19 protein-coding genes are annotated in these 26,361 nt (G+C 44.7%); 9 read left to right on the top strand and 10 right to left on the bottom strand.

Annotated features, from left to right (window positions below; genetic code table 11):
- Positions 1-66 precede the first annotated feature (66 nt).
- Complete coding sequence (gene lacZ / locus K339_RS0123415) at positions 67-3,450, top strand: beta-galactosidase, LacZ type (RefSeq protein ID WP_028525784.1); 3,384 nt, start codon at positions 67-69, stop codon at positions 3,448-3,450.
- 107 nt (positions 3,451-3,557) lie between these two features.
- On the opposite strand, the gene K339_RS0123410 is transcribed toward lacZ, so the two are convergent.
- The 5 genes from K339_RS0123410 to K339_RS0123390 all read right to left on the bottom strand — a co-directional run bounded on the left by K339_RS0123410 (position 3,558) and on the right by K339_RS0123390 (position 12,616).
- Complete coding sequence (locus K339_RS0123410) at positions 3,558-5,585, bottom strand: CHU_0125 family OmpA-like outer membrane integrity protein (protein ID WP_028525783.1); 2,028 nt, start codon at positions 5,583-5,585, stop codon at positions 3,558-3,560.
- 162 nt (positions 5,586-5,747) lie between these two features.
- The gene (locus K339_RS0123405) at positions 5,748-7,169 is read right to left on the bottom strand and encodes an inorganic phosphate transporter (RefSeq protein WP_028525782.1); all 1,422 of its coding nucleotides are present in this window, start codon (positions 7,167-7,169) and stop codon (positions 5,748-5,750) included.
- A gap of 21 nt (positions 7,170-7,190) precedes the next feature.
- A complete protein-coding gene (locus K339_RS0123400; RefSeq protein WP_028525781.1) occupies positions 7,191-8,003 on the bottom strand; it encodes a DUF2490 domain-containing protein in 813 nt (270 codons plus the stop codon).
- A 598-nt stretch (positions 8,004-8,601) separates the two neighbouring features.
- The gene (locus K339_RS0123395; protein WP_084332295.1) at positions 8,602-9,819 is read right to left on the bottom strand and encodes a porin; all 1,218 of its coding nucleotides are present in this window, start codon (positions 9,817-9,819) and stop codon (positions 8,602-8,604) included.
- A 358-nt stretch (positions 9,820-10,177) separates the two neighbouring features.
- Positions 10,178-12,616: an AsmA family protein gene (locus K339_RS0123390; protein ID WP_028525779.1), complete on the bottom strand. Its 2,439-nt coding sequence runs from the start codon at positions 12,614-12,616 to the stop codon at positions 10,178-10,180.
- A 63-nt stretch (positions 12,617-12,679) separates the two neighbouring features.
- Between K339_RS0123390 and K339_RS0123385 the strand changes: the two genes are divergently transcribed.
- The gene (locus K339_RS0123385; RefSeq protein WP_028525778.1) at positions 12,680-13,651 is read left to right on the top strand and encodes an aldo/keto reductase; all 972 of its coding nucleotides are present in this window, start codon (positions 12,680-12,682) and stop codon (positions 13,649-13,651) included.
- A gap of 100 nt (positions 13,652-13,751) precedes the next feature.
- Here the strand turns inward: K339_RS0123385 and K339_RS34560 are convergent, their stop codons facing one another.
- Positions 13,752-15,116 (bottom strand): DUF2254 domain-containing protein, encoded by a 1,365-nt coding sequence (locus tag K339_RS34560; RefSeq protein WP_037301774.1) that lies wholly within the window; start codon positions 15,114-15,116, stop codon positions 13,752-13,754.
- A 286-nt stretch (positions 15,117-15,402) separates the two neighbouring features.
- A complete protein-coding gene (locus K339_RS0123375) occupies positions 15,403-16,302 on the bottom strand; it encodes a DMT family transporter (protein WP_028525777.1) in 900 nt (299 codons plus the stop codon).
- A gap of 68 nt (positions 16,303-16,370) precedes the next feature.
- On the opposite strand from K339_RS0123375, the gene K339_RS0123370 reads away from it, so the two are divergent.
- The 4 genes from K339_RS0123370 (at position 16,371) to K339_RS0123355 (ending at position 19,099) form a co-directional block, all read left to right on the top strand.
- On the top strand, positions 16,371-17,552 hold the full coding sequence (locus K339_RS0123370) for a thiolase family protein (protein ID WP_028525776.1): 1,182 nt from the start codon (positions 16,371-16,373) through the stop codon (positions 17,550-17,552).
- Positions 17,553-17,621: 69 nt separating this feature from the next.
- Positions 17,622-18,038 (top strand): Xre family toxin-antitoxin system antitoxin, encoded by a 417-nt coding sequence (locus K339_RS0123365; RefSeq protein WP_051398197.1) that lies wholly within the window; start codon positions 17,622-17,624, stop codon positions 18,036-18,038.
- A complete protein-coding gene (locus K339_RS0123360; protein WP_028525774.1) occupies positions 18,039-18,512 on the top strand; it encodes an RES family NAD+ phosphorylase in 474 nt (157 codons plus the stop codon).
- Positions 18,509-19,099 carry a pseudouridine synthase gene (locus tag K339_RS0123355; protein ID WP_028525773.1) on the top strand — a complete coding sequence of 197 codons (591 nt, stop codon included), beginning with the start codon at positions 18,509-18,511 and terminating at the stop codon, positions 19,097-19,099. Before K339_RS0123360 ends, K339_RS0123355 begins: the two co-directional genes overlap by 4 nt.
- 106 nt (positions 19,100-19,205) lie before the next feature.
- On the opposite strand, the gene K339_RS0123350 is transcribed toward K339_RS0123355, so the two are convergent.
- Positions 19,206-20,048 (bottom strand): universal stress protein, encoded by an 843-nt coding sequence (locus K339_RS0123350; RefSeq protein ID WP_028525772.1) that lies wholly within the window; start codon positions 20,046-20,048, stop codon positions 19,206-19,208.
- Between the two features lie 200 nt (positions 20,049-20,248).
- Here K339_RS0123350 and K339_RS0123345 point away from each other — a divergent pair, with 200 nt between their 5' ends.
- Positions 20,249-21,481 (top strand): ABC transporter permease, encoded by a 1,233-nt coding sequence (locus K339_RS0123345; protein WP_028525771.1) that lies wholly within the window; start codon positions 20,249-20,251, stop codon positions 21,479-21,481.
- A 121-nt stretch (positions 21,482-21,602) separates the two neighbouring features.
- Here K339_RS0123345 and murI read toward each other — a convergent pair whose 3' ends face one another.
- Positions 21,603-22,427 (bottom strand): glutamate racemase, encoded by an 825-nt coding sequence (gene murI, locus K339_RS0123340; protein ID WP_028525770.1) that lies wholly within the window; start codon positions 22,425-22,427, stop codon positions 21,603-21,605.
- 47 nt (positions 22,428-22,474) lie between these two features.
- Here murI and K339_RS0123335 point away from each other — a divergent pair, with 47 nt between their 5' ends.
- Positions 22,475-23,296, top strand: a complete 822-nt coding sequence (locus tag K339_RS0123335) for a HipA family kinase (RefSeq protein ID WP_028525769.1) — start codon at positions 22,475-22,477, stop codon at positions 23,294-23,296.
- Positions 23,293-23,676, top strand: coding sequence for a hypothetical protein (locus tag K339_RS0123330; RefSeq protein ID WP_028525768.1), 384 nt, complete (start codon positions 23,293-23,295; stop codon positions 23,674-23,676). Before K339_RS0123335 ends, K339_RS0123330 begins: the two co-directional genes overlap by 4 nt.
- 47 nt (positions 23,677-23,723) lie before the next feature.
- On the opposite strand, the gene K339_RS0123325 is transcribed toward K339_RS0123330, so the two are convergent.
- Positions 23,724-26,129 carry an endonuclease MutS2 gene (locus K339_RS0123325; protein ID WP_028525767.1) on the bottom strand — a complete coding sequence of 802 codons (2,406 nt, stop codon included), beginning with the start codon at positions 26,127-26,129 and terminating at the stop codon, positions 23,724-23,726.
- Between the last annotated feature and the right edge of the window lie 232 nt (positions 26,130-26,361).

The following is a 26,361-nucleotide window of genomic DNA, read 5'->3' as shown; positions in this document are numbered from 1 at the left end:
TGCCTAAAACAAGGTTTTTTATTTTATTCTTGACTAGCGTTTCTTGAATCTAACCGCTTTTGATTTATGCGCAAATTAAGCGTTTTTTTATCCTTGTTCGTTCCTTGTATTGGATTTGCCCAAGATTTACCCGACTGGGAAAACCCTGCTGTCATTAGTAGAAATACCGAACGTCCTCATACAACGATTGTTCCTTTCAGCGATGAAGCCTCCGCACTAAAATTCGACCGTGCGGCTTCTCCTTACGTTAAATCACTCAACGGTACCTGGAAATTCAAGTGGGTGTCGCATCCGTCAAAAGTTCCTGGCGATTTTTTCCAACAAAATGTCAATACTTCTACTTGGGACGATTTGCCCGTTCCGTCCAATTGGCAGGTGGTAGGCGCCCGTGAAGGCCGTCCTTACGACCGTCCTATTTTTTCCAACATCAAGCATCCTTTCCCTGCCTCTCCGCCGCGCATCACCAGCGATACCAACGCCGTGGGGTTGTACCGCACCCAATTTAGCCTTCCCGCCAATTGGCAAGGACGTGATGTGTTTTTGCACTTTGCGGGGGTACAATCTGCTTGTTACGTTTGGGTAAATGGCCTGCAAGTAGGGTATCACGAAGACGGAATGACGCCCGCTGAGTTTAATATCACCAAATACCTACGCGGCGGCGACAATCAGCTGACGGTTCAGGTCATCAACTGGTCGGACGGTAGCTACCTCGAAGACCAAGATTTTTGGCGCATATCGGGTATCTTCCGTGATGTTTATCTCTACACTACGCCTACGATTCACATTCGCGATTACTACGTAGTGACTGATTTGGACGATAACTACCAAAATGCTACGCTAAAAGTGGCGGCTTTTGTCAAAAATTTTTCGTCGCAAGTTCAAGATAAGTACCAAGTTAAGTTCAAACTTTATGACCCTTCTGGCCGCCTTGTACAGGACGATTTGGTAAGAAATGTACCAATGATGGACCCGAAAGACGAATCGTACCTGAACTTAAACGTACCCATTACTTCCCCTGCTTTGTGGAGTGCCGAGGCGCCCAATCTTTACAAATTACTCATTCAAGTGATAGATGGCGAAGGGCGTACCGCCGAAGTATTAAGTACCCGCGTCGGTTTCCGTGAAGTCAATCTTCGCAATGGTCAGCTATTGGTCAATGGCAAAGCGGTGAAATTTAAGGGCGTCAATCGCCACGAGTTTGACCCAAATACGGGCCGTGTCATCAGTCGTGAATCGATGATTAAAGACATTGTGTTGATGAAACAACATAACATCAACGCTGTTCGTAGCTCGCATTATCCCAACGACCCACTCTGGTACGACCTGTGCGACGAATACGGCCTGTACGTCATCGACGAAGCCAACATCGAAAGCCATGAGCTTTGGCAACAAAAAGGAATTGTTTTGGCGGCCAATGCCGACTGGAAAGATGCGTTTGTCGCAAGGGGTAAAGCCATGGTAGAGCGCGATAAAAATCACCCTTCGATTATTATTTGGTCACTTGGAAATGAGTCGGGCATGGGAGGAAATTTTGACAGCATGGCCGAAATCATCCGCCTCATCGACCCTACCCGCCCACTGCATTATGAAGGTCGCTCCAATTACCCCAAAACCTTTGAAGATGTAGATCAGCCAGTCACAAAATACGACATCAACGGCACGATGTACCCTTCGGTCAAAGTGATGGAGGCCATGGCCAAGAAAGACCCCAATCGCCCGTTGATTATTTGTGAATACGCGCACTCGATGGGAAATAGCGTCGGAAATTTGAGCGACTACTGGGCGCTTATTGACAAAAATCCCCGAATGCAGGGTGGGTTTTTGTGGGATTGGATGGACCAAGGCTTAACCCTCAAAGACAAAGCAGGCAATTGGTACATCGACCACGTTAACCGCATTGATGGCGCCAACGCAGGCGACGGTTTGGTCAACCCTGACCGTACCCCTCAGCCCGAAATCAACGAGGTAAAACACGTATATCAATACATCAAATTTTCACCAAAAGATACACTTTCGGCCCAAAATCAAGCCATTACGCTTCAAAACACCTACAATTTCTTGAGCTTAAAGCCTTTCAAATTAACGTGGCAGCTTCTCGAAAACGGTAAAGTGGTACAGCAAGGCGACCTCAACGACCTCAATGCTGCCCCTGGCGCCAACCAATCGCTTTCTATCCCATTTTCTATGCCGACTTCGGGCGGGGAGTATTTCCTCAATCTTAGTGTCAAACTCAAAGAAAACACCGCATGGGCGCAAGCAGGGCACGAAGTGGCTTTTGAACAACTTTACATCAAAAATAGCTACCCAACGGCCAAAACGGTGGTGACGTGGCCAGCCAACGCCACTGTCAAGGTAGGGTTGGTTCGTGGCGGAGGGATTCAGTTGACTAGCCCCCAATTCAAAATCATTTTCGACCGCAAAGTGGCGGGCATCAGTTCTTTTATTTACAAAAATCGTGAACTCATCGCCAAACCGCTCCAGCCTAACTTTTGGCGGGTTCCTACCGACAACGATGAAGGTGGCGGAAAAGACTCTTTTGCGGCACGTTGGAGAGCCGCAGGGTTAGACAGCCTTCGCCGTTTAGGAGGTGATATTCGTATTGAGCAAGTAAGCCCTTCTATCGCAAAAATTCATACCCAAAGTACGTGGGTAGGCCGTGCAGGGGTTAATTTTGTTGTAAAAACGACTTATACCGTCTTTGGTTCGGGCGATATTGACGTAAAAAACACCATTACGGTTAATGGCAACAACGTACCCCCGTTGCCCAAAGTGGGAATGCAAATGCAGCTTCCTGCTTCTTTCCGTAACCTTACGTGGTATGGACGCGGGCCGTTTGAAAGCTACCCCGACCGCCTTTCTGCGGCGCAAGTTGGCGAATACAGTGGTACCATTGCCAGCCAACATTTCCCGTACATTATGGCGCAAGAAAACGGCAACAAAAGCGATGTTCGCTGGGCTGCCGTGAGGGACTCTGTTGGTTTTGGGTTGGCAGTAATGGGCGGCCCAGCGTTTAATTTTAGCGCTCACGACTATACAGACGCTGATTTGCTCGCCGCAAAAACTACGCAGCAACTTCCCCACGGACAGGTAAGTGTATTGAACTTCGACCATAAATTAATGGGGCTAGGTGGCGACGATAGCTGGACACCACGCACGCACGACGAATACCTTTTGACCGATAAAGAATACGCTTACTCATTCCGTTTGCGGCCATTTGATGCGGCAACTTCATTGAGTGCCATTACCCAATCGGCTCTTCCCGAAATGACTGCCCAGTCGCAAGCTGCTTCCGAGTTGGGCGCACCTGCCTCGATTGTCAAAGAAGAATCATCGGGCCAGGAAGCTCTTGATGCCCAAGAAGCCGCGATTCGCAAAGCAGAATCACGTAAATACACCAAGAAAAAAAGCTATCGCAAAAAATCGTATTCTAAAAAGAAGCGCAGAAGATAGTATGGTAGTGGTCGGGTTGCTCACAACCCGACGCGCAACAAAAAAGCCCAACTCCTCGGAGTTGGGCTTTTTTGTTGGTTTGCCAATAACAGCTAACCGTTTACTGCTTAGTAACTCAAAATAGTAAACTCAGTACGGCGGTTCTTTTGGTGTTCTTCTTCGGTTTGTGCTTTCTTGATAATCAAGCGCGTTTCACCGTATCCTTTGGCCACCAATCGGTCTTTTTCAATGCCTTTTAACACAATATAATCAACGGCCGACTGCGCACGATTTTGAGAAAGTTTGTTGTTGTACGCATCCGAAGAACGGTCGTCCGTGTGAGAGCTCAATTCAATTTTTACCGTTGGGTTGTCTTTCAAAATCTGAACCAGCTTGTCAAGCTCTACGGCAGCATCGGCGCGGATATTGAACTTATCCAAGTCATAGTAAATATTTTCGAGTACAAACGTCTTGTTTAGCGCCAAACGGTCGAGTTTGAAAGCCACGTAAAACGTCGTATCCATCGTTAGTTTTTTACGGAAAATCTGCGGGATGCCTTTTCCAGCCATCGAGAAAGCATCGCGTTTTGTAATATAACCTTTACGTTCAATCAAAAGCGTATAATCTTTGCCTTCTTCCAAGGGGAACGTTCCAAAAATCCCCCCATCGCGACTGATTCCTTGTCCTACCAAGCTATCCGAGCTTACTTCGTACATTTTCACCACTGCCGAATCGAGCGTTGCAGCAGGCGTATCATTTGAGCTTACCGTTCCTGCCAAAAAATAATTAACGATTTTGGGAGGTTCTGGTTTACCAACGGTACGGCGGCGCGGGTCATCAATCGGCAATTTTTCCAATTCGGCCAACTGCGTTGAATCCAATCCCACACTTTCATCCTCAAAAAGATAAATGTCATCGTCGCCTTTTCCGCCTGTACGGTTGGACGCAAAAAAGCCAAAACGCATTTCATCATCAATGTACACCATTCCAAAATCATCGAAACGGGTATTGATTGGTGGGCCAAGGTTTTCGATTGTAATCACTCCTTGCGAACGAGTAGCGACAAACACGTCCAATTTCCCTAGTCCTGGATGGCCATCCGACGAGAAATAAAGTTTTGAATCGGGGCCTACGTATGGAAACATTTCATCACCTGGCGTATTGATGTCTTTACCCATGTTGACGGGTTTACTAAAACGCCCCGAGGCATCCATGTTGGCCCGATAAATGTCAATTCCTCCCACTCCACCTGGGCGATTAGAGCAGAAATACAACGTGCGCCCATCGCGCGAGAAAGCAGGGTTAGCATCCCACGAAGCAGAGTCGCTCACGGGAATCATTCGCGGTTCTGACCATTTTCCACTCACCAAACGGCTCAAATACAAATCACAATCAGCTGTTCCTTTTTTGCCCCCCGTGTTGGCGCGCGAAAACACGACAGTTTTACCATCTTTGGTAAAAGTCACGTCGGCTTCGTTGACACCCTCCAAGAAAGACGCAGGGCTAAACGGCTCTGCTTCACCTGCGGTTTCGGCATATTCGTCGGCCAGTTTTACTTTATAAATCCCCACCATCGGCATACCATTTGTTCTGTAAGTGGTATTTTTTCGAGTCGAGGCAAAAATCAAGTTTCCATCTTTTACGAAAGGGCCATATTCCCCGCCAGCAGTATTCAGTTTTTCGAGGTTTTGAACGCGATAAAACGTCTTTTTGTCCCGCAAAACGTCAATCGAACGCAGCGTGTATAGCTCCCGATTGGCCTTTTCTACATTTACTTTGTTGGTGGGATTACTGGCCAAATATTTCTCCAATTGTTTGGCTGCCTCCACGTACTCGCCCGAGGCTTTGAGCATATACGCGTAGTGGAAAGGGATTTCGGGGTCGGGATTGCCCGCTTCCAACGCCTTTTTGTAGTAGGGTGCGGCTAACTCAAAACGGTTGGACAAACGGTACGATTCGGCCAATAAGTAGTTGGTACGCGAGGGTTCGTAGTTTGCATTTGCAACAGTGCGGAGGTCTTTGATAGCCAACTCATATTCCCCTTTGTCAAACTTAGAAATACCCTCCTTAAACATTGACTGGGTAGAGTTACAAGCCGTGAAGAGGGTCAAGCAACCCACAAAGGCCAAACTGGATATAAAGAAATGCTTTTGCATAAGCGATCGGGACAAAACGTAAGCGGCTAATTTAACGAAATCGTTTTTTTCTGCTAAACTTTAACGCTAAAAGTTGCTGAAATGTTGCATTGGTTCTATATCATAAAAAAACGCTGACAGCTCAAAAATACTGTCAGCGTCCTTTATTATAAGCTATTTAGCTTAGAAAATCCAACGGAAAAAGACATACAAGGTAAATGACAAGAAAATAGAGACGGGCAAAGTAAGCACCCAAGCCATCAAGATATTACGCACGGTTTTGGCTTGGAGGTTTTTAATCCCTTTACTGGCCACCATCGTACCCGCAATCCCCGACGAAAGCATGTGGGTCGTACTCACTGGCAATCCAAAGCCCGAGGCGATTCCGATACCCAAGCTTGCCACCAATTCGGCCGAAGCACCTTGTGCATACGTCAAGTGCGACTTACCGATTTTCTCACCAACTGTCACTACGATACGCTTCCAGCCAACCATTGTACCTAGTCCCAATGAAAGAGAAATCATCAATACTACCCAAAACGGCGCATAATCAGTCAGACGACGAAGCCCTTTTTTCTCGTCCATACTTTCTTTAATCGTCTTTTTGTCTTGATCACTCATGCTCACCGACTCGCTATCCATCAATTTCTTTAAGCTGCTGTTAATCACCAAAATATCACGACGAGCTTCTAGGCGTGCGTTGGGTTCAATATGCCCCGCCGAGTCAGCTGCGGCAATCACTTTCAATAAATCTTCGGTGCTACCATTGACTTTTGCCAAACGCTTTTTGTCTTCAATGCCGAGCAGTGTAGTATCAATTTTACTCACCGTTTGTTCAATCGTCATCAAGTTGCCTTTTACCATGCGTGGGTCAATCTGGTCGTTCAGCGAAAAATAAGCAGGTACAACCCCAATCAAAATCAACATCACCAAACCGACTCCTTTTTGGCCGTCGTTGTTTCCGTGAAAAAAGCTCACGCCCGTACAAGTCAAAATCAAAATTGCACGAATCCAAGTTGGAGGTTCTTGGGTTTTCTTTGGTTCGCTAAACACCTGCTCGCGGGCTTCCTTATTCAACGCACGACGCAACGCAAACATCAACACAACCGCCAAACTGAAACCCACCAACGGAGAAAGCAACAAGGAAGCGAAGATTTCGGTCGCTTTGGTCCAGTTAACCCCTGCGCCGTCGGCAGCCTCGGGCATCATCGAAAACGCCAAACCAACCCCCAAAATCGACCCAATCAAGGTGTGCGAACTGGATGCAGGCAATCCAAAATACCACGTACCAAAGTTCCAGATGATAGCACTCAACAGCAGCGCTAACACCATGGCAATACTATGGTAGATATTTTGATCTATCAGTAGCTCCACGGGCAGCAAGTTGACGATACCCATGGCTACGGCAATCCCTCCTAAGATTACTCCTAAAAAGTTACAAAATCCCGACCACACTACCGCCGTTGTTGGCTTGAGTGAGTTGGTATAAATAACGGTAGCCACGGCATTGGCAGTGTCGTGAAAACCATTCACAAACTCAAAGGCGCAAGCGCACAAGATACAGATAAACAGGAGGATGAAGATGTCAGTTTCTAAGCCAAACATGATTTTAGAAATAAAAGTGAATTAATGAGCCGCCGTCTTTTTAAAAAGCGACTCCACATTGGAAAGTACAAAATTCAGTTGCAAAATATTATTCAAATCGACGTTGTTCTTATCGGTATTGTTAAATCTAAAAATGGTTTGTTGCATGTACGATGCTTCCACGCTATAATGATGGTTGAGTCGATAACCAAACCCAATCAACACACGATTTTGGTCAAACAAATTTAGGTTGCTGATATTCTTTCCCGTATTCAAGAAAAGCTCATTGTAGGCCTGCGCATAAAGGGTTTTGTCTCCCATTTGGGCCTTATTGAGCGGCAAGGTCAACTTGGCTTGATAGCGAAAACGCTCACGGTAATTCGTTTCGGAATAATCGCCGCCATACACAAATGATTTGTCGTTCAGGTCTTGGTTTTTGCCAAGCCAACGAAACTCGTAGCGAAAACGGTGGTCAACCCGAAGGCGTCCTAGGTTTTGGGTAAGAATGACTTGCGGTGACACGCGCAATTCAGAGAAAAATGCAAACGGTTTTCCTTCCGCAAAACGATTGGAACCAATCCATCCGAAAGGCATCAACGAAAATCGAACATTAGGATTAAGTTGGTAATGAATAAATGGGCGAAAAACGTGCTGATTAAGGTTGTTGTAAGGGTTGCCCGTGGTTGTTTCAGACTTATACTCTCCTTGCATATCCTGACGACGATGCTGGTTTTCTAACTGCCAAGAAAATTTTCCCGCGATTTTCCCCGAGATGTTCACATCTGTCCAACCATTCGCAATGTGATAATAGCGTCGTGGGCTTTGTGAGACTGATGGCAAGGAGGTAGAAACCATAATAAGCAAAAGCGCCCCGATAAAATTTAGAATGAAAGTTCTGTTCGGTAAAAAAATGTGTTCTGACGTACAGAACAGCAAACAACGAATTGATGTCATTGAATGATGTGCAAAATTAAGAATGAGAGTGTGTAGTAAGTATGTGTCGAGTATTACCAAATTGTTAAATTCAAGCACAACAGGCTCGAAGTTTCTTACTTAGCAGTCTCTTTTTGAGGGTAATGTCAGAATTTTATTGCTGTCTTTGGCCAATTTTCGATTCAAAAGTGGTGTCAGTGCGGGGATGTTGTAAAATTTCATTTGTTACCAAATCATTAATTTTATGTTAATTTTTCAAAGGTCAGGTTTTCAGCGAGTTGTATTTACTTTGAGACACTTCTCCCGAACTATTTTCTAAAAAAAATGGCACAAGAGACCCGAACCATCCACAAAATTATTGATTATCAACATTTTAACAAACAAAAAAGCACAAAAAGGGATGATGTTATTTCCCTTTTTGTACCACTGACACAAAAGTAAAGATGAAAGCTTAACCTAAAAAAGTGATGGGGCTAAAACGCGACGCGCTCTCCAATGTTAAGAAATTGTTATGCAATCGCTAAAAGTTAAACTGTGCCTGAAGCCGCAACAAGCTCCCCTTCTGATGATTTTGGGGTAATTTACTATCTTCAAATACGCGGTCTGATATGGTAGAAAGCGCCGTTAGCTCAAAATAATCTTTCCATTGCCACTCGACTCCCAGCTCTATGTCATTTACGATATAGCGGCGAGCATCTATCTCTTGTTTCTTTCCGCCATGATAATATTGGTACTTAGCAAAAGGCATCAACTGATGATTCAGGCTTTTATAACGGTACATCACTTGCGCATAACCTCCCCAAAGTTTTTTCTGTTGGGTAGTCATCGTGGCAGGGTCAAACTCAGGCCCCTGTCCAACGTTATACTCTGCTTGAAAGCCAAAAGGTTGCGGATAAATAATCAACGAAGCTGCTGCGCGACGGTCATCAAACAACGTTTGGGTACCTTTATTGGCGGCATCTTTTTCAATGGTATATTTTCCTGTATATCCTTGGATACTGGCTTCTACGTACTGGCCATTTTTGAATTTAAAAGGATAAGTGAGGCGGGCGACAACGTGGGAGTTATTGTTGACTTCGGCCTTGTTAGCCGTTTGACCATTATAAACACCCAACCCGAAAATGCCATAGTCACCGCTACCTTTCAGGCCTGATTTTACCAAAAAAGCAAAACGCTCTCGGATGTTGGCATTGGCCCAGTAAAACATCACCCCCAAATCTCGTTCGTTGGCCACCGAACTGTTGAGGGCATCTACCCGATCAAGCGAAAGGCGATTTTGAGAAGATTGCATATTCTCAAAACCGTACGGGACTTTACTTTGACCAAGCCGAAAACGAAATTCCTTTTTTGAATCAACTGCTAAGTCAAAATACGCATCCCGAATCTGAAAACTGTGTTGAAATGAATTGCTCACATTAGAAGCAAAATCAGGCTGCACGTAAATGTACAAGCGATCGGAAACATCGCCCGAAAAAATGAGCCGCCCACGACGTACAAAAAAGCCGCCGTTCTCACCCCAGGATTTGTCACATTGCTCGCATTTTAGTTTGGAATTGGTCTCAAAGAGGCGATTATAACGGACTTGTGCATACCCGCGAAGGCTAATCCGTTCAAACCATTTTTTTGCTAAATCTAGTTTTAGCCCTGTACTTTCTTTGGGCTTTTCTACCTGAGCATAAGACGATTGGCCAAGGCATAGCCCCACCAAGAAAGCAGCGCTTCCTAAGTACTTTTTCATTTCCAGATGTCAGAGTTGTATTGGTGTCTTGGGTTAATTGTCGCTGCAAAATTACTGTTTCCCAAATGTTGCTACATTATTAAGTTTGTTACCAAATCATTAATTTTATATTATGTTTTGCAGCAATTCCCTTTACATTTTGTCCTGACTTTATGCGAGTTTCTACCTCAAGGCATTCGTTCAAAAAATACAAAATTCAAATTATAAACAATTAAAAATCAATTATTTACGACTTGAATGAAAAATAAAAAAGTTTTTATAAAGAAAGAAAAACAACTTTGAGAAGAGGATATACCGACCGCAAACGAAGAAAAAATGTGCTTGATAAGCGTGCGCCGATTGTTAAGAAATTGTTATCTCACTTATTTTGTCGCCTTACTTTTTTGCGCCAATCCATGTCATACTTGAGTCGGATTTCACCCCGCTCATCCACCGCCCGAATCAACAAATTGTTTCCATCCAATGTTTCCAACTCCTCTTCGTCTGGATTACGCTTGAGGTTATTTAAAGGAATATGTACCAACAAATCGGTTTTATCCCCAAAACTATATCTTCCCCCTACAAAAAAGGTCAATACACTTGAAACAACTTTCATTTGCCCCATCGACAGTTCTTCACCTTGGAGTACAAATTGATTTTTCAGGGTATCAAACCTAATTTGCTGGAAATTTCGTCGTTTAAAAAGCAATTTTTGAATCCTTAGCAAAGGAGCAAAACGGTTGAGTTGCCCATCGACGAGTTCAAAATTAAGCTGCCCACTCATGCTTGTAGGCACCAATTCAAATTCTTTAGACAATTGGCTCGAATATGTAAAGTCCGTACTTAGTGTTCCGCTCAAGTTTTGGTCAGAAACGGTCTGTTGTCCAAAATTTTCAAACGCATAAAACACCTTTTGCACGTCGGCCTTGGCCACGTTTCCTTTGGCATACAGCCGATGGGTCGGCAAATCGAACTGCTCAATACCACCCGTCACCCGAAAATCGCCCCCAAAAGCGTGCATTTTTACGTCTTCACAGCGGATAGCTTGACGCGTCATATATACCCTCCCGCTCACTCCCTGCGCCTCAAACTTCCGATAATGTACCCGTCGAGCCGCCAAATGAACTTTTAAATCCAAATTTTGAATAAACTTCGAGGTAATGTCTGTCAATTGCTTTTTGGTGGTTTTTTGGGGAGTTGGGCGGTAATTTCGCACCCAGTCTAAGCCCAAATCAGGCGCAAAAATCGAGACATTTGCCTTCACCGAAGCCGTCGTTCCAAAGGCATAGGGGGTTAGCCCTGTCACATTGCCACTCACCCGCACTTGATTTTTTTGGTGATATACATGCAAATACGTTAAATCCGCTTTGTCTTCCGCAAACCGCACGAAGCCATCCACCCGCTGAATATCTATTTGTTGGGGTGTGTATAAAAACGCCACCTTTTCTAGCTTGGCATTTCCGTCAAGTTTGCCGTTTAGGCGGTTGGTTTTCGGGTCAAAAATGGGAGAAATTTTACCTTTATAACAAAAATTTACCACAACATTCCCCGATTTAGGCTGAACCTGGTTGGGGTCAAAAAGCGCCTTGCACCGAGCCACATTGGCTTTGGTATTGCCCTCCATGTGCAAAAATGGGTCATCGAAATCCGTAATGGTAAACGACAAATTCATGGGAATAACGCCGTACAACAGCCCACTCACGTGGGGGGCAACCAAACGAGAGTTCTGATTGCTAACGGGCAACGATGTATCGGCACGGTTGGTAAAATGGGCACGTCCCAGTGTCTGCGCAAGTGGCCCAATCGCACTTTTGTACAAAAACGTTTGGGTCTGCACTTCCACTTCAATGTGAGGGTCGGCGCCAGTTCTTAATGGCCCATCGACACTCACTTCGGCTTTGACGACGGGCAGCACCTTATGTTTGGCAATGCGTTTGGCCAATCGTCGCGGTAAAATCGACAAAGCCCTTGGCGCGGCGATGGTGTCGGTGGTGACAAACAATTGTACCCGACCTTCGTTTTTAAAATCAAAACTGCCCCGTAATCGAAACTTATCTTGCTCCACCAACACTTCAGAAGGGCTAATGCCTACGCGTCGATGAAGGTCGTACGACAAATGTAAGTCAAGCTCTGTCGCTTTATTTTCCAAAAAACCTCCCCGATTCATGTTAAAAGTCAACTGGTGAAACTGCGTTTTTCCCCGCAGGTGTACCCACAAACAGGTATCGGTGCGTTCGAGGTCATTGGTTATTTTTTCCAAACAAAAATGAATCTCTTTTCCTTTCAACGAATCTTGCAAATGCACCTCCATTTCCTTCATCTTTATTTGACGAAGACTTTTGAGTAACTTTTTACCCAACGAACCCTCCGTACTGGTGGTTGTGTCTTGGATCGATGAAGAATCTTTGGGAGCAACTGCCTGCAAATTGCTGTACCCGTTTTTGTCCACAAAAACCGACAGTTTTCCTTTGTCAACCGTCACTGAATTGATTTGTAATTGCTTACGAAGCAGCTGCCGCAGGTCGATGTGAACCGTCAGTCGTTCCAGCGCCAATAGTTCTTTGTGGTGAATTGCGTAGGCACTGTCACGCAAATGAATGTCAAAAAGCGTAAATGACAAGCCAAAACCGCCCGCAAAAGGGGTAAAATCAAGTTTACGAGCCGTCACCGTCCCACGGATGCGGGCATTTGCCTCTTTGAGTAAGTACTGAAATACATCGTCACGGTACTGGTATGCCCACGTCAACGCCCCGCCTGCGACTATCGCAAAACTACCCAAAATGTAAAGCCCTATTTTAAGAAATTTCGGAAACGGCATGACTGTTGGAAAGTAACATGACAATATACACTACTTTTAGCTGAAAAAATCGTACCAATACAAATGCAATACCGAAGATTTGGAAGAACCGATTGGCAAGTAAGCGAAATCGGCTACGGAATGTGGGGCTTGGCAGGCTGGACTGGCTCCGAAGAAAACGAATACACCACAGCCCTCGACCGCTCGGTGGAGCTTGGTTGTAATTTTTTTGACACGGCTTGGGGCTACGGCGCAGGACAAAGCGAACAGGTACTTGGCCAACTCGTGAAACGTCACGCCGACAAGCGATTGTACGTGGCTACCAAAATCCCTCCCAAGAATTTTAAATGGCCGTCGAAACCCGAATACACGCTCGAAGAATGTTTTCCTGCGTCGCACATTGTGGAATACACCGAAAAAAGCCTCAAAAATCTGGGCGTTGAAACCATTGATTTACAACAATTTCACGTCTGGGAAGACCAGTGGGCGCAGCACGAAGAGTGGCAAAAAGCGATTGAGCAACTCACGCGTGAAGGCAAAGTGCAGCATTGGGGCATTAGCGTCAACCGCTGGGAACCTGATAATGTATTGAACACGCTTCGCACAGGCTTGATTTCGGCTGTTCAGGTAATTTATAACATCTTCGACCAAGCGCCCGAAGACAATCTTTTTCCTCTGTGCCGTGAGTTGGACGTGGCTGTGATTGCACGCGTGCCATTTGACGAAGGAACGCTTACGGGTACGTTTACCAAAGAGACCACTTTCCCCGAAAACGATTGGCGTAGTACGTATTTTGTGCCCGAAAATTTAATCTCAAGCGTCGAACATGCGGACGCCTTACGGCCGCTCATTCCTAGCGGAATGAATATGCCCGAAATGGCTTTGCGTTTTATTTTGGGCAACTCAGACGTGGCAACGACCATCCCTGGGATGCGAAAAATCAGAAACGTCGAGGCCAACATCGCTACTTCCGACGGTCAAGAACTATCAGCCGACCTGCTCAACGCCCTCAAAGGCCACCGCTGGGACCGCACTCCCACCAGCTGGAGCCAATAAATGTGTTGAGGGTTGCTGACAATCCGAATGTCGAGGGCAGAGTGCAGAATGTCGAATAAAAATACCCCATTCGCCACTCTCCATTCTGCACTCGACATTCTCATTCATAGCATTTTGCTACTGCTTTCAATGAACTACGGAATTGTTCTTGTTTCCTTGAAAGTACCACTGAAGTAGAGGTGGTTTGTCCAATGGTTTCAATGGCACCTTCGTAAAATTCAGCCAAATGGTCGCGGAGGCTATTGCGGTGTTCTTTTCGGGGGAAAGTCGTCGTTAACCTATCTTTCTGTTCTTCATCGTGAAGGTACTGTAATTCAAAATCTTCCACCTGACGAATCATTACCTTTAATTTATCTTCCGAAGGCATAAAAGGTAGTAAATTCGTGATGGTTTTCAGCAAATGCCTCACGACGATATAGTCTTCTTTTCCCCAAAAATAGATTTGGTCAAATGCCAAATCCACCAATTGCTCAAAGCTAAATTCCCGTAAGTGAATGTTTTTTTGGGCCAATAGCTTGGCTTCTCGCGAATGTGCTTCGCTTTGAGCTGCCCGTTGAATAATCGAACCAAGGTAGTCGATACAATTAAGTGCCGTCGTTGGGTCATTGACCGCGGGCGAAATGGCTTTGATTGCAATATCAACCAACTGCCTGATGCCAAACGGAATGTCTTGTTTGTAGCTTCGAAATTTATCAATAATAAAACATTGCTGAATAGCCTTAACGAGCCCTAAATACGCTTCACGTTTAGCAGGCGGGCAATCAATCTCCGCTAACACTCCTCCTTTAATCACAAAACTTCCAATGTGGGGTCGAATGGTGATGGAGACGTCTGAATCTTCAGGCAATAAAGCCACCAACGCCTCATACCGAATCGAATCCAAATAGCCGCTGATAGGAGTGAGGATGTGTATCTTCCCTGTTTGTTTGGTTGTAGTCGGCAGGGATTCATACAAATCGTCGATTTCTTCAATGGTGCGACGAGCAATATTTTGGGTAATACTGGAGGCATTGATATTGCCAACAATGTGGTGAATAAACAACGGAAATACCATCAAAATCAGGTAAAAACTACCAACGATGCCAAATTTTGGATAAATGAGTGATGCCTCCGACCAGCCGAAATACTGAAGCCCCATCAAATACCCTACGCAGGCTAAAAACGACCACAAGAAAAAACGGCAAAAGTGGTCGTATTCAAAAAAGGAGCGGATAATGCGGGGCGAAAATTGTACTGAAGCCAACTGCAAAGCCACAAACACAAACGAGAAGGTCGTCACAACAATGGTCGTCAAAATTCCCGCCAATGCTGTCAGATAGCCATCTAACAATACCCCTTTTTGACCTGGTTGCCAACCATGTAACCCAATGGTCAGAAGAGCGGTAATGATGTAAGAAGTAAGCGTCAGCCAAATCCAGCTTGATTTGACCTGCTCGTGGAATTTGTACAATCGACGGAAAAGCATTTTGGCAAAAAATTACGTTTCGCCAAAATTACCTTTTTTTAAATGTCGAATGCCGTATTTTTATTTGTGCTGAGGGTTGCTCACAAATCGAATGTCGAGGGCAGAGTGCAGAATGTCGAATGAGATATTTTTATTTGTGCTGAGGGTTGCTTACAACCCGAATGTCGAGGGCAGAATGTCGAATGAGATATTTTTATTTGTGTTGAGGGTTGCTCACAACCCGAATGTCGAGGGCAGAATGAGGAATATTTTTTATTCGACATTCTGCCTTCTGCATTCGACACTCCTATTTATTGCCTTTCCAGCCAATCAAAAATACCCCTAGCAGTACCAATAGCGTTCCGAGGATTTGTAAGGTGGAAATTTGTTCGTCCAATACCGCAGTAGCCACAAAAATGGTAAAAATAGGGCCAATGCTAGCAATAATGGAGGCGTTACCAGAGCCTATTCGTTTGATTCCCTCAGTCAATGCGAACGAAGGCAACACCGTAATAAACAGCGCCATTACCAGCCCAATCCAATAAACTTCCGACGGGTAATGACCTATTTGTAGCCCATTGACGACAAAGCAATGGATAACTGTCGGTACGGTCGCGGCTAGCATGGCGTAGGCTGTGAATTTTTGGGCACCGATTTGGGAAATAATCTTATCGCTCCCCACTAAATAGACCGCATACACCAATCCACTGACAATCACCCAGAAAGAACCCCAAAACAAATCCTTTTGCTGGGATGACTCTACGTTTTGGGCAAAAGCCAGCACGATACCCGTATAAGTCAGCGCCACCGCTCCTATTTGAAGTTTGGTAATGGCCTTTTTCCGAAAAAAAGCATTGATTAACAGCACAAACGTTGGATAAATAAACAATAAAATGCGCTCCAAACTCGCTGTTATATAATGAAATGCCAAAAAGTTGAAATAACTCGCAAAATAGTAGCCCGTAATCCCCATCGAAATCACCCAAAGCCATTGCTTAGATGTAAAACGAACATTATCTTTTTGGGAAGAAAGCCGCCAAGCAATGATTCCATAGAAGGGAGCAGAAAGCCCCATGCGGAGTGTTAAAAGGGAGATGGCGTCAATTTCGTGTTGAAAAGCTAACTTGATAAAAATGCCTTTCATGGCAAAACAAAAAGCAGCAAAGAGTACCAAAAAGGCACCAAGCCAGTAATACGGTCGAGTCATATCGAACAAACCGAAAAACCTTTACCTTTGGTTCTTCATTTCTTAAACCATTTTATTTTGTCATCAACATGCAATCGGTTTATATAGTATCCACGGCCCGCACTCCCATTGGAAGTTTTGGGGGTTCTTTGTCAACGGTTTCGGCTACGCAACTAGGAGCGGCTGCCATCCGTGGGGCACTTACCAAAGCCAACATAGATCCTAATCTCGTTCAAGCGGTGTATATGGGCAATGTCGTTTCGGCCAATCTCGGCCAAGCGCCTGCTCGTCAAGCTGCAATTTTTGCAGGACTTAGCAAAAACGCCACTTGCACGACCGTCAACAAAGTGTGTGCTTCTGGAATGAAATCTATTATGATGGCCGCCCAAGACATCATGCTCGGTGATGCCGATGTAGTGGTTGCGGGAGGAATGGAAAACATGTCCCAAATTCCGTTTTATCTTGACAAAGCTCGCTTTGGAGGGTACGGCTACGGCAACGGTACCTTCATCGACGGCCTTGCGAAAGACGGTCTTACCGATGTTTACGGAGGAATGGCCATGGGCGTGTGCGCCGATGCGACGGCCAGCAAATACGGTTTCAGTCGCGAAGAACAAGATGCGTTTGCCATTGCTTCTTATCAACGAAGTGCGGCGGCCTGGAGCGAGGGAAATTTTCAGCAAGAAGTCGTTCCTGTTCAAATTCCGCAGAAAAAAGGCGACCCCATTACGTTTGGTCAAGACGAAGAATATAAAAATGTAAAGTTTGACAAAATCCCGTCGTTGCGCGCTGCTTTTACGAAAGAAGGCACCGTGACTGCGGCCAATGCTTCCACCATCAACGACGGAGCGGCGGCTACGATTTTGATGAGCGAAGCCAAGGTGAAAGAACTCGGGATTACTCCATTGGCCCGCATTGTCTCGTTTGCGGATGCCGAGCACGAACCAGAATGGTTCACCACCGCCCCTACCGTTGCTGCACCGAAAGCCCTCAAAAAAGCAGGCTTGAGTGTAAGCGATATTGATTATTTTGAAGTAAACGAAGCGTTTTCAGTTGTGACAATGGCCTTTATGAAAGAAATGGGTATTTCGCACCAACAAACCAACGTGTTTGGCGGAGCTGTATCATTAGGCCACCCACTTGGCTGCTCGGGAGCGCGCATCGTTGTGACGCTTCAAAACGTGCTCTCGCAAAAAGGAGGCAAATACGGCCTAGCCGCTATTTGTAATGGTGGAGGAGGAGCTTCGGCGTTGATTATTGAAAAGGTTTAAAGCGCATTGGGGTTCTCAGGAACAAAAGTGTGCCAAATTGCAGTTATATTTGTGTCAAATAACAAAGGCATGATAACACAACCGCAACAATCGTCTTTTATGTTGTTGACCTTCGACGACCCTTTTTTAGTTATTGAGAAAACGCGCGAAGGTCTTACCAAAAACGATGCAGATGCGTTGGCCAATGTCTATGGCCTCAATGACCGTGAAATGGCTCGAATTTTGAACCTGTCAGAACGTACCTATCATCGATACAAGGAAGATATTCGACTAGATGCCAGTGCTTCAGATCGGCTCTTACAATTAAAAAAGGTTCTTCAATACGGAGAGACCGTTTTTGAAAGTAAAGAAAAGTTTCAGCGCTGGCTACGGCGCCCCCTACGCACTATGAATGGGGAAGCACCTCTGCAATTACTTTCCACAATCACAGGTTTAAACGTAGTAGAAACAGCACTGGGACGTATCGAATACGGTGTTTATATTTAGATGGGTTACATTTTTCGTCTTCAAAAAGCCAAATTTTCCTCTGTTGAAAATATTCTTTCTGGTTACGGTGCCAAGTTACTGGGAGGGCGTTGGAACAGTATCGGAAAGGCCGTGGTCTATACTTCGGCAACGCCCGAGCTGGCTTTAGTAGAAACGTTGGTTCATCTGGAAGGGTTTTATTTTGATGAATTACCCGCGCACGTATTGGCGACGATTGAAGTTCCCGAAAACGCAATCATCCGAGCCGACGTGGCAGAACTACCCAGCGATTGGAATAGTCTGCACACTTCTCCTGCTACACAACAATTTACCGACAACTGGTTGAAGCAACAATCTTCACTCGTGATGGCCGTGCCATCGGTAATTGTCCCTATGTCATTCAATTACCTCATCAACCCAAATCACCCAAGAATGAACGAAATCAAGGTTGTAGAGTGCATTCCATTCTCTTTTGATAGCCGATTTTTTAAATGAAATACCGTTATTTCTTAATTTACAAACCCTACGGAATGATGTCGCAGTTTTCTCGCGAAGGCGACAAAACGACATTGGCCGATTTACCCTTTGATTTTCCAAAGGACATATACCCCGTTGGTCGCCTTGATGCCGACAGTGAAGGGTTGCTGCTGTTGACCAACGATACTTTTTTAAACAATCGCTTGCTCAATCCCAAGTTTAAGCACCAACGCACTTATTTTGTGCAAGTTGATGGGCAAATTTCTGAAGAAGCTTGCCACAAACTTCAAACGGGCGTAACGATTTCAATTGATGGAAAACCGCACGCGACCTTGCCCGCTAAAGTGCAACAACTGGTCAATGAACCGCTTTTGCCCGAACGTAATCCTCCCGTACGATTTCGTCAAAATATCCCAACAAGCTGGGTAGCTCTCACGCTTCACGAAGGAAAAAACCGCCAAGTACGCCGCATGACCGCCGCCGTGGGATTTCCGACGTTGCGGTTGGTTCGTTGGTCAATTGAAGACGTAAAATTGGGATCACTTCAACCCTCAGAAGTAAAAGAAGTAGAAAAAGAATGGCTTTTTAAAAAATTACGGTGTTGAGGGATGCTCACATCCCGAAAAAAGGTTTCTCAAAACCTTGTGGCGCTCGGTTTTAAGAAACCTCGTTGGTGGTTTTGAGAAACCACCAGCACAGCACTACATTCTTCTATCGAATACTAATGCTAAGTACAGGAATATCAGAGTGATTTACGGTATCTTCCGTGATACTTCCCATGAACATGTGGGCCAATCCACGGCGTTGGTGCGTAGCCATCACAATCAAATCGGCTTTTTGTTGGTGCGCAAAATCCAAAATTGCTTCTTCTTCATTAAACACGTCGGCATCAGAAACATACAAAGATGCCTTGCCCAAAGCCGTTGCTTTCAAAAGTTCATTTTTACGCGCTTCAATCGCTGCATTGTCTTTTAAATTACTTGGATTGTTGAGGTACAACAGCGTAATTTCTCCATGAAAAATATCTTGTAATTCGGCCAAAGCACTGAATGCTCCTTTTTGGTCTTCTTTCAAGGTTGTGGGGAACACTATTTTGTGGAACGATGTCACCGCTTTTGGCACGGCCAACACGGGGCATGGAGCACGACGAATTACTTTTTCGGTATTAGAGCCAATAAAAAACTCTTCCATACCCGAAGCACCGCGCGTTCCCATCACAATCAGGTCAATGGCGTGGTCTTTCACTACTTCTTCAATCACGCTGACCATTGGGCCACCAATCACGGCCGTTTCTATTTTTACCCGTGCAAACTTATCGTTATCTGCTATCTCAGCGAGCGTCTTTTTCAAACTTTCATTCACCATATCAAGGTACTCATCTTCAATGGCTTTGTCGTACAAATAATATTCGGCCAACGGAGTAGCCGTTACCATCTTTTCGTTGGCGTGAAGCAACATAATTGAGGCGTTTGTTTTCAAAGCTATATCGGCAGCCACTTCGAGGGCGTTATTGGCAAAACCAGAGAAATCGGTAGGAACTAATATCTTTTTCATTGTGATAAGTGTTTATTGGTTTGAACTGATGGCTCAAGGTAGCTTTGTGTCCCAATTTTGAGTATGATGAATATCACGCTAACTAACTGACTTACATCAACTAACATCGATAACCAATAAAATATCGACAACGAATACCGTCTATCAGCACATCTATCCGTAACTTTGGTAACTCATATTCTTTATCCGATTATACACCGATGAACCTTTTCAAGATTAGCTGGGCCAATCTCAAAGACAAAAAGCTCAATAGTTTTCTGAGTGCGTTACTCATGACCCTCGGAATTGGTATCATTTCGTTGTTGTTACTTCTCAACAAACAACTTGACGAGCAATTTCGCCGTAATATCAAAGGTATCGACATGGTTGTAGGGGCCAAAGGCAGCCCTTTGCAGCTTATTTTGTCGAGTATTTACCAAATCGACTCTCCTACGGGGAACATCTCGCTCAACGAAGCGCAAAAAATAATGCGCAATCCGCTGGTCAAAACTGCGATTCCGCTGTCGATGGGTGACAATTATCTATCGTTTCGTATCGTAGGAACCAATCCCAAATACCCAAAACACTTTGAAGCAAAAGTGGCGGAAGGTCGCCTTTTTGAAAAAGCCATGGAAGCAACCGTGGGGGCAAAAGCAGCACGCGTTACGGGTCTCAAAGTAGGAGATGTATTTGCGGGAGGGCACGGTTTCGACAACATGGACGACGTACACGGCGACAAAAAATACAAGGTCGTGGGGATTTTTGAAACCAATAACTCGGTGATTGACCAGTTGATTTTGACCGATATTTCCAGCGTTTGGGCCATTCACGAACACGCCGAAACACCAGGCCAAGGAGCAAATGTGACCAATTTACTCATGGGCGATTCTACCCAAACCGACGACCCGAGCCAAGAAATCACGAGTATGTTGATTAAATTTCGTAACCCAATGGGGATGGTGGCCTTGCCGCGTTTTATCAACGAAAATACCAAAATGCAGGCCGCTTCGGTCGCGTTTGAAATCAATCGTTTGTTTTCAATGCTCGGTGTGGGCATCGACACCCTGCGCGCTATCGCCCTGATTATCATCCTTATTGCGGGTGTAAGTGTGTTTATTTCACTTTACAACTCGTTGAAAGAACGTAAATATGAAATGGCCTTGATGCTTTCCATGGGCGCTACCCGCACCAAGCTTTTTGTGATGCTTTTGCTCGAAGGAATCATGCTTGGCGTGGCGGGATACGTAGCAGGCGTGCTGTTGAGTCGCGTAGGTTTGTGGTTGTTCAGCCGCGCGGCCGAGTCAGATTACCACTATTCTTTCTCTGACTTTAGCCTGCTTACCGAAGAAATTTGGTTGTTCGGCGGTGCTATTCTGATTGGAATCTTGGCCGCAGCCATTCCTTCCATTGGCATTTATAGAATCAATCTGTCGCGTACGCTAGCAGAAGAATAGGTTAGAATTTCGAGTTCACTATTTATAAATCTGCACAAAAAATCAAAACACATTCGTCACTCATTACATTGTGAGGTAAATAGCGTTTTTTACCTCACAATGTACTCATTCCTAATTTTTCCTATTTTCCCAAATCAAGGTGAAGGCTCTTTACTTCTTGCCCAAAAAACACCGCCGATTGACGGTCAAATGCCTCCGTTGAATCAGTTGTATAAAAGGTACGTCGCGAATTTTTAGCACATTTTGCTTCCATTTCAGGGTGGCGATGGAGATAGTCTGCTAAACTCGCTGCCACAATTTCTGCTTGGTTAACAATGCGAATATGAGCAGGCAAAAATTGACGTATCTTTTTGATTAACAAGGGATAATGCGTACATCCCAGCAAAACTGCATCTATGTTTGGCGCTTGGTCGAGCAAGTGTTCGATGTGTTTTTTGACAAAATAATCTGCGCCGTCACTGTCAAATTCTCCATTTTCTATCAACGGCACCCACATAGGGCACGCTTCTTGGTGTACGTTCGCTTTTGGGAAAAACTTCTCTATTTCAACCAAATACGACTCCGAAGCAACCGTTCCTGCGGTGGCAAAGATACCGATGTGTTGACTCTCCGTAAACGTTCCTATTACTTCGGTCGTTGGACGAATGACGCCTAATACGCGTTTGTCAGGCGCAATTTGCGGTAAATCCAATTGTTGGATGTTCCGTAACGCTTTGGCGGAGGCCGTATTACAGGCCAAAACCACCAAGTGGCATCCCTTGGCAAACAATGCTTCTACGCACTCCAAAGTGTAATGATAAACCGTATCAAACGAGCGCGTGCCGTAAGGAGCACGCGCGTTATCTCCCAAATACAAATAATCGTATTGCGGTAATTGCTTGACCAATTCCTTTAAAATTGTCAACCCTCCGTACCCCGAATCAAATACGCCAATTGGCCCCTGCATACTATCTTATATTTTTGTGAAATTTACGTCCAGTAAAAACGATTTCAATGAAGACTACCAAAGCCATTGTATTTATTGAAGAAATCCCAACTGATGGACACAGTCCAATGAAATTTCTTTGTGACGACGGGCAAATATATTTCTGTAAATACATGTTGAGTGCAAAAAAAGAGGAATTAGATTGTCTGATTTACGAAGTGGTATGCCATTTTTTGTTGAAATCGCTTTTGCTGCCTACTCCCAATATTGCTTTTATTGAGCTCATTGAAGGCGTTTTTTACGAAAAAGACATTCCCCGAAATCGTAAATATGCCAAACCTTCGGTGATTTGTTTTGGCTCTCAGGAAGTAAAGAATGCCAACCTAGTTTCTGGCCTTGAATTAGTAACAGATGCTCATTCTCTTCAAACACTCTATAATCCATACGATTTAATTCGTATTGCTATCTTCGACCTTTGGGTAGATAACACTGACCGTGGCAAAAACAGCAATTATAATTTATTGGTATCACCTCATGAAAATAAGCTCAAAATTTGGGCTTTTGACCACGCTTTTACTTTTGATGGTTTAGAGAGCCTTCGTATTTTTAATCCTAAGTTCCAACCTAGTCTTTACAATAAACTCTTCACAACTTCCTATTTTTTAAGCATTGTATCTCATTTGGACCCAGAGTTATGTCACGAAGTAGCATTAAAATTCATTGAAAACTTAGAAAAAAGCGTTGGTATAATAGACTCTATTTTTGAACAAATTCCCCAAAAATGGCAAGTGTATCCAAGCCTGAAACTAAAAATCCATAATTTTTTGTTAGATTCGCAACGACTAGCAATTATTAAAGAATTGACTTTAAAACAGTTATCAAAAAAATGAACTCCTTTATTTCCATTCTTAGCTTTCAAACTAGCTCATGCTCAGGCGAGAATTTAGCGGGAGGACTATTAGCTGTTTCAGAGAGTAAAATTTGGTTTAAAACCTCCGATTTAAAGCTAGAAATTGCCCAAATGTTGTGTGGTAAACCCTACAAAACTGAGCTTGAGCAAATCATCCAACTCATTCATAATCATATCAATCACCCTACTGAAACGACTCCAAAAGTGTTTTCGGACGAATACCTTGCCTATCTAAATCGCTACAGTAAAGGAGCACTCCAATTTAGCGTACCCAAACCTGTAGGAATGCCAATGGATGACGCGGTATTTGGAATGCTTTATAAACAATTTATTGGCGAACCTCCGCTGGTAACTGCATAAGCGATTAGTTGATTCCTGTTTTCTATTTATCCTGAACTCCACTTATTTTATTTCATCTGAACAATCGTCACTCCTGCACCACCGCGATCAGGGTGTTCATCGGTCATTTTTCCTACTTGCTTAAACGTTTTGAGGTGGTTACGTACCAATTGACGCAGAATACCATCCCCCTTTCCGTGAACAATCCGCAATTCGTCGTACCCCAACATGATGGCGTTATTGATCAGTTCATCAAGCTCAATCATCGCCTCTTCACCCCGTTTTCCTCGAATATCAAGGTTAAAACTAAAATTGAGCATTTTTTCATTCATGTCAATTCCGCCGAGGCGAATTCCTGCACTTTTTTCGCCCGTAGCTTCTTTAAACGCCTTTTTTGACACCTTTTCCAAACGGTTTAATTTCACGTTTGATTTTAGGTCGCCAATCCGAATTTCGGCATCTTTCCCTTTCATCGCCAACACCTCCCCTACCGTAGTTTGGCCTTTGATTCGGACAAAACTACCAACAGCAATTTCTCCTTTTTCGGGCAAAAACTCCTCTTTTTCAGGCTCATTTACGAGCTGAAGCACGAGCTCTTTTTCCTCAAATTTCTCCAACTCTTGGCGAACCTGCTTGGTAGGTTCGCGCTCGGCTTTGTTCTCCTTGATTTCCCGAATGGTATTCTCAATACGCTGGTTGGTATCGGCCAACAACTGCTTCGCTTTCTGCTTGGCGTCGTTCAGAATTTTCTTTTGGTCATTGTCTAAGCGCAACTGCAATGCCGTCGTCTCAACCAATTGTTGGGCCAATTTTCGCTCCTTAATCCCTACCTCAATATTTTTCTCCGAGAACACTTTTTTCTCAATTTCCAGTTCTTTAATCAACTTTTCAAAGTTGACCTGCTGGGAGCCTAACTTCCCTTTTGCCCGCTGCACTACAGCCTTGGGTAATCCAATTTTTGAGGCGATTTCAAAGGCAAACGAACTCCCTGGTTTTCCTATTTCGAGTTCATAAAGTGGCTCCAAATGCTCCCCGTCGTAACGCATCGCACCATTGACCAAGCCCTGCGTTTTATCGGCGTAGGTTTTGAGGTTGGTATAGTGGGTATTAATAACTCCGTACGCGCCAGATTTGGTCAAATCTTCCAGGATCGCTTCGGCAATCGCTCCCCCCAAACTTGGCTCGGTTCCCGTTCCAAATTCGTCAATCAAAAACAAGGTTTTCTTCTGACTAAAGTTCAAGAAGTACTTCATGTTAGTGAGGTGACTACTGTACGTACTCAAGTCATTATCAAGACTTTGCTCATCACCAATATCAATAAACAAGTTTTGAAAAAGTCCTATTTTTGAATCCTCTCGCATGGGCACCAACAGCCCGCATTGGAACATATACTGCACCAAACCAATGGTCTTGAGCGAGACCGATTTACCACCTGCGTTGGGGCCTGAAACGACCAAAATCCGTTGTTGCTGCGACAATTGTATGGTCAACGGAACCACCTTTCGGCCTTGTTGTTGGAAAGACAAATACAACAACGGGTGCCGCGCTTGCCGCCAATCAATCATAGGCTGGTTCACAAACGTAGGCTGCGAAGCATCTAGTAGCGAAGCTAGTTTAGCCTTGGCACGGATGAAATCAACCATCCCCAAAAACTGATACGCTCGCTGCAAATCGCTCAAGTGCGGACGAATTTGGTTGGCCAACTGAATCAAAATACGATTCACTTCGCGGCGTTCGGCATATTCCAACTCACGAATCTCGTTATTGGCATCTAGTACTTCGGCTGGCTCCATAAAGAGCGTTTGCCCAGTCGCTGATTCGTCGTGGACAAAACCTTTTAATTTGCGCTTATGCTCGGCCGAAATCGGAATCACCATGCGGCCGTTACGAACCGTAAACGACACGTCATCGTTGACCCAACCACTATTTTTGGCGTGTTTGAGGATAGATTCCAATTTTTTACGCACCGTCGCCGCCTCCGAAATCAGCCGTCGCCGAATATCCGCTAACTCAGGCGAAGCATTGTCGCGTACCAAACCACGGTCATCAATAATGCGGTCGATGGAATCACTGACCGATTTCTCCACCTTCACATTCCCTGCCAACTCCCTCAAAAACGGGAAACGATCATCCTCTTGGTCGGCCAAAAATTTCAGCACCTGACGAATCGTACGAAGCGATAGTTTCAGGTCATAAAATTCCTCCAACGAGAGCAACATGCCTTCGATACGAATTTTTTCGAGGGCAGACGTCACGTCCAAGTAATTTTGAGCAGGAAACTCGCCCGATGTTTCTTCCATGATTGCCTTCATTTCGGCAGTTTGGCGGGTGAGTTTATCAATGACGGCAAAGTTGTCCGAAAAGCGAATCTTCTGTACAAATGCCTGCCCAAGTGGGCTCAAGCAAAGCTCTCTCAAGTGCTCGCGGATTCGGTCAAAGCCTAATTTTTGTTCTATATCTTGCGGGTATAACATCTTTATTTTATCATGCAGATACTCGCCTATGCGGTTTTCCCATATAATCAATCGGTGCCAGTCGCGGGTATCTAAATCCAACTATCAATACGTAATATTCAGCGAAAAGTTCCTACAAAGGTAGGTTCTAAAATGCTTAAATCATTTTTTACCTATCTTTGTTGTGCCTAAAACACAGAAATATGGAAGCAATTACCCTTTTGCTTAATTTCTGATTATCCATTACCCACTA

The organism is Runella limosa DSM 17973 (assembly GCF_000482465.1).
GTDB classification, from domain to species: Bacteria; Bacteroidota; Bacteroidia; order Cytophagales; family Spirosomataceae; genus Runella; species Runella limosa.
Note: the sequence above shows the minus strand (reverse complement) of the source record. Positions and strands in the feature narration are given on the sequence as shown.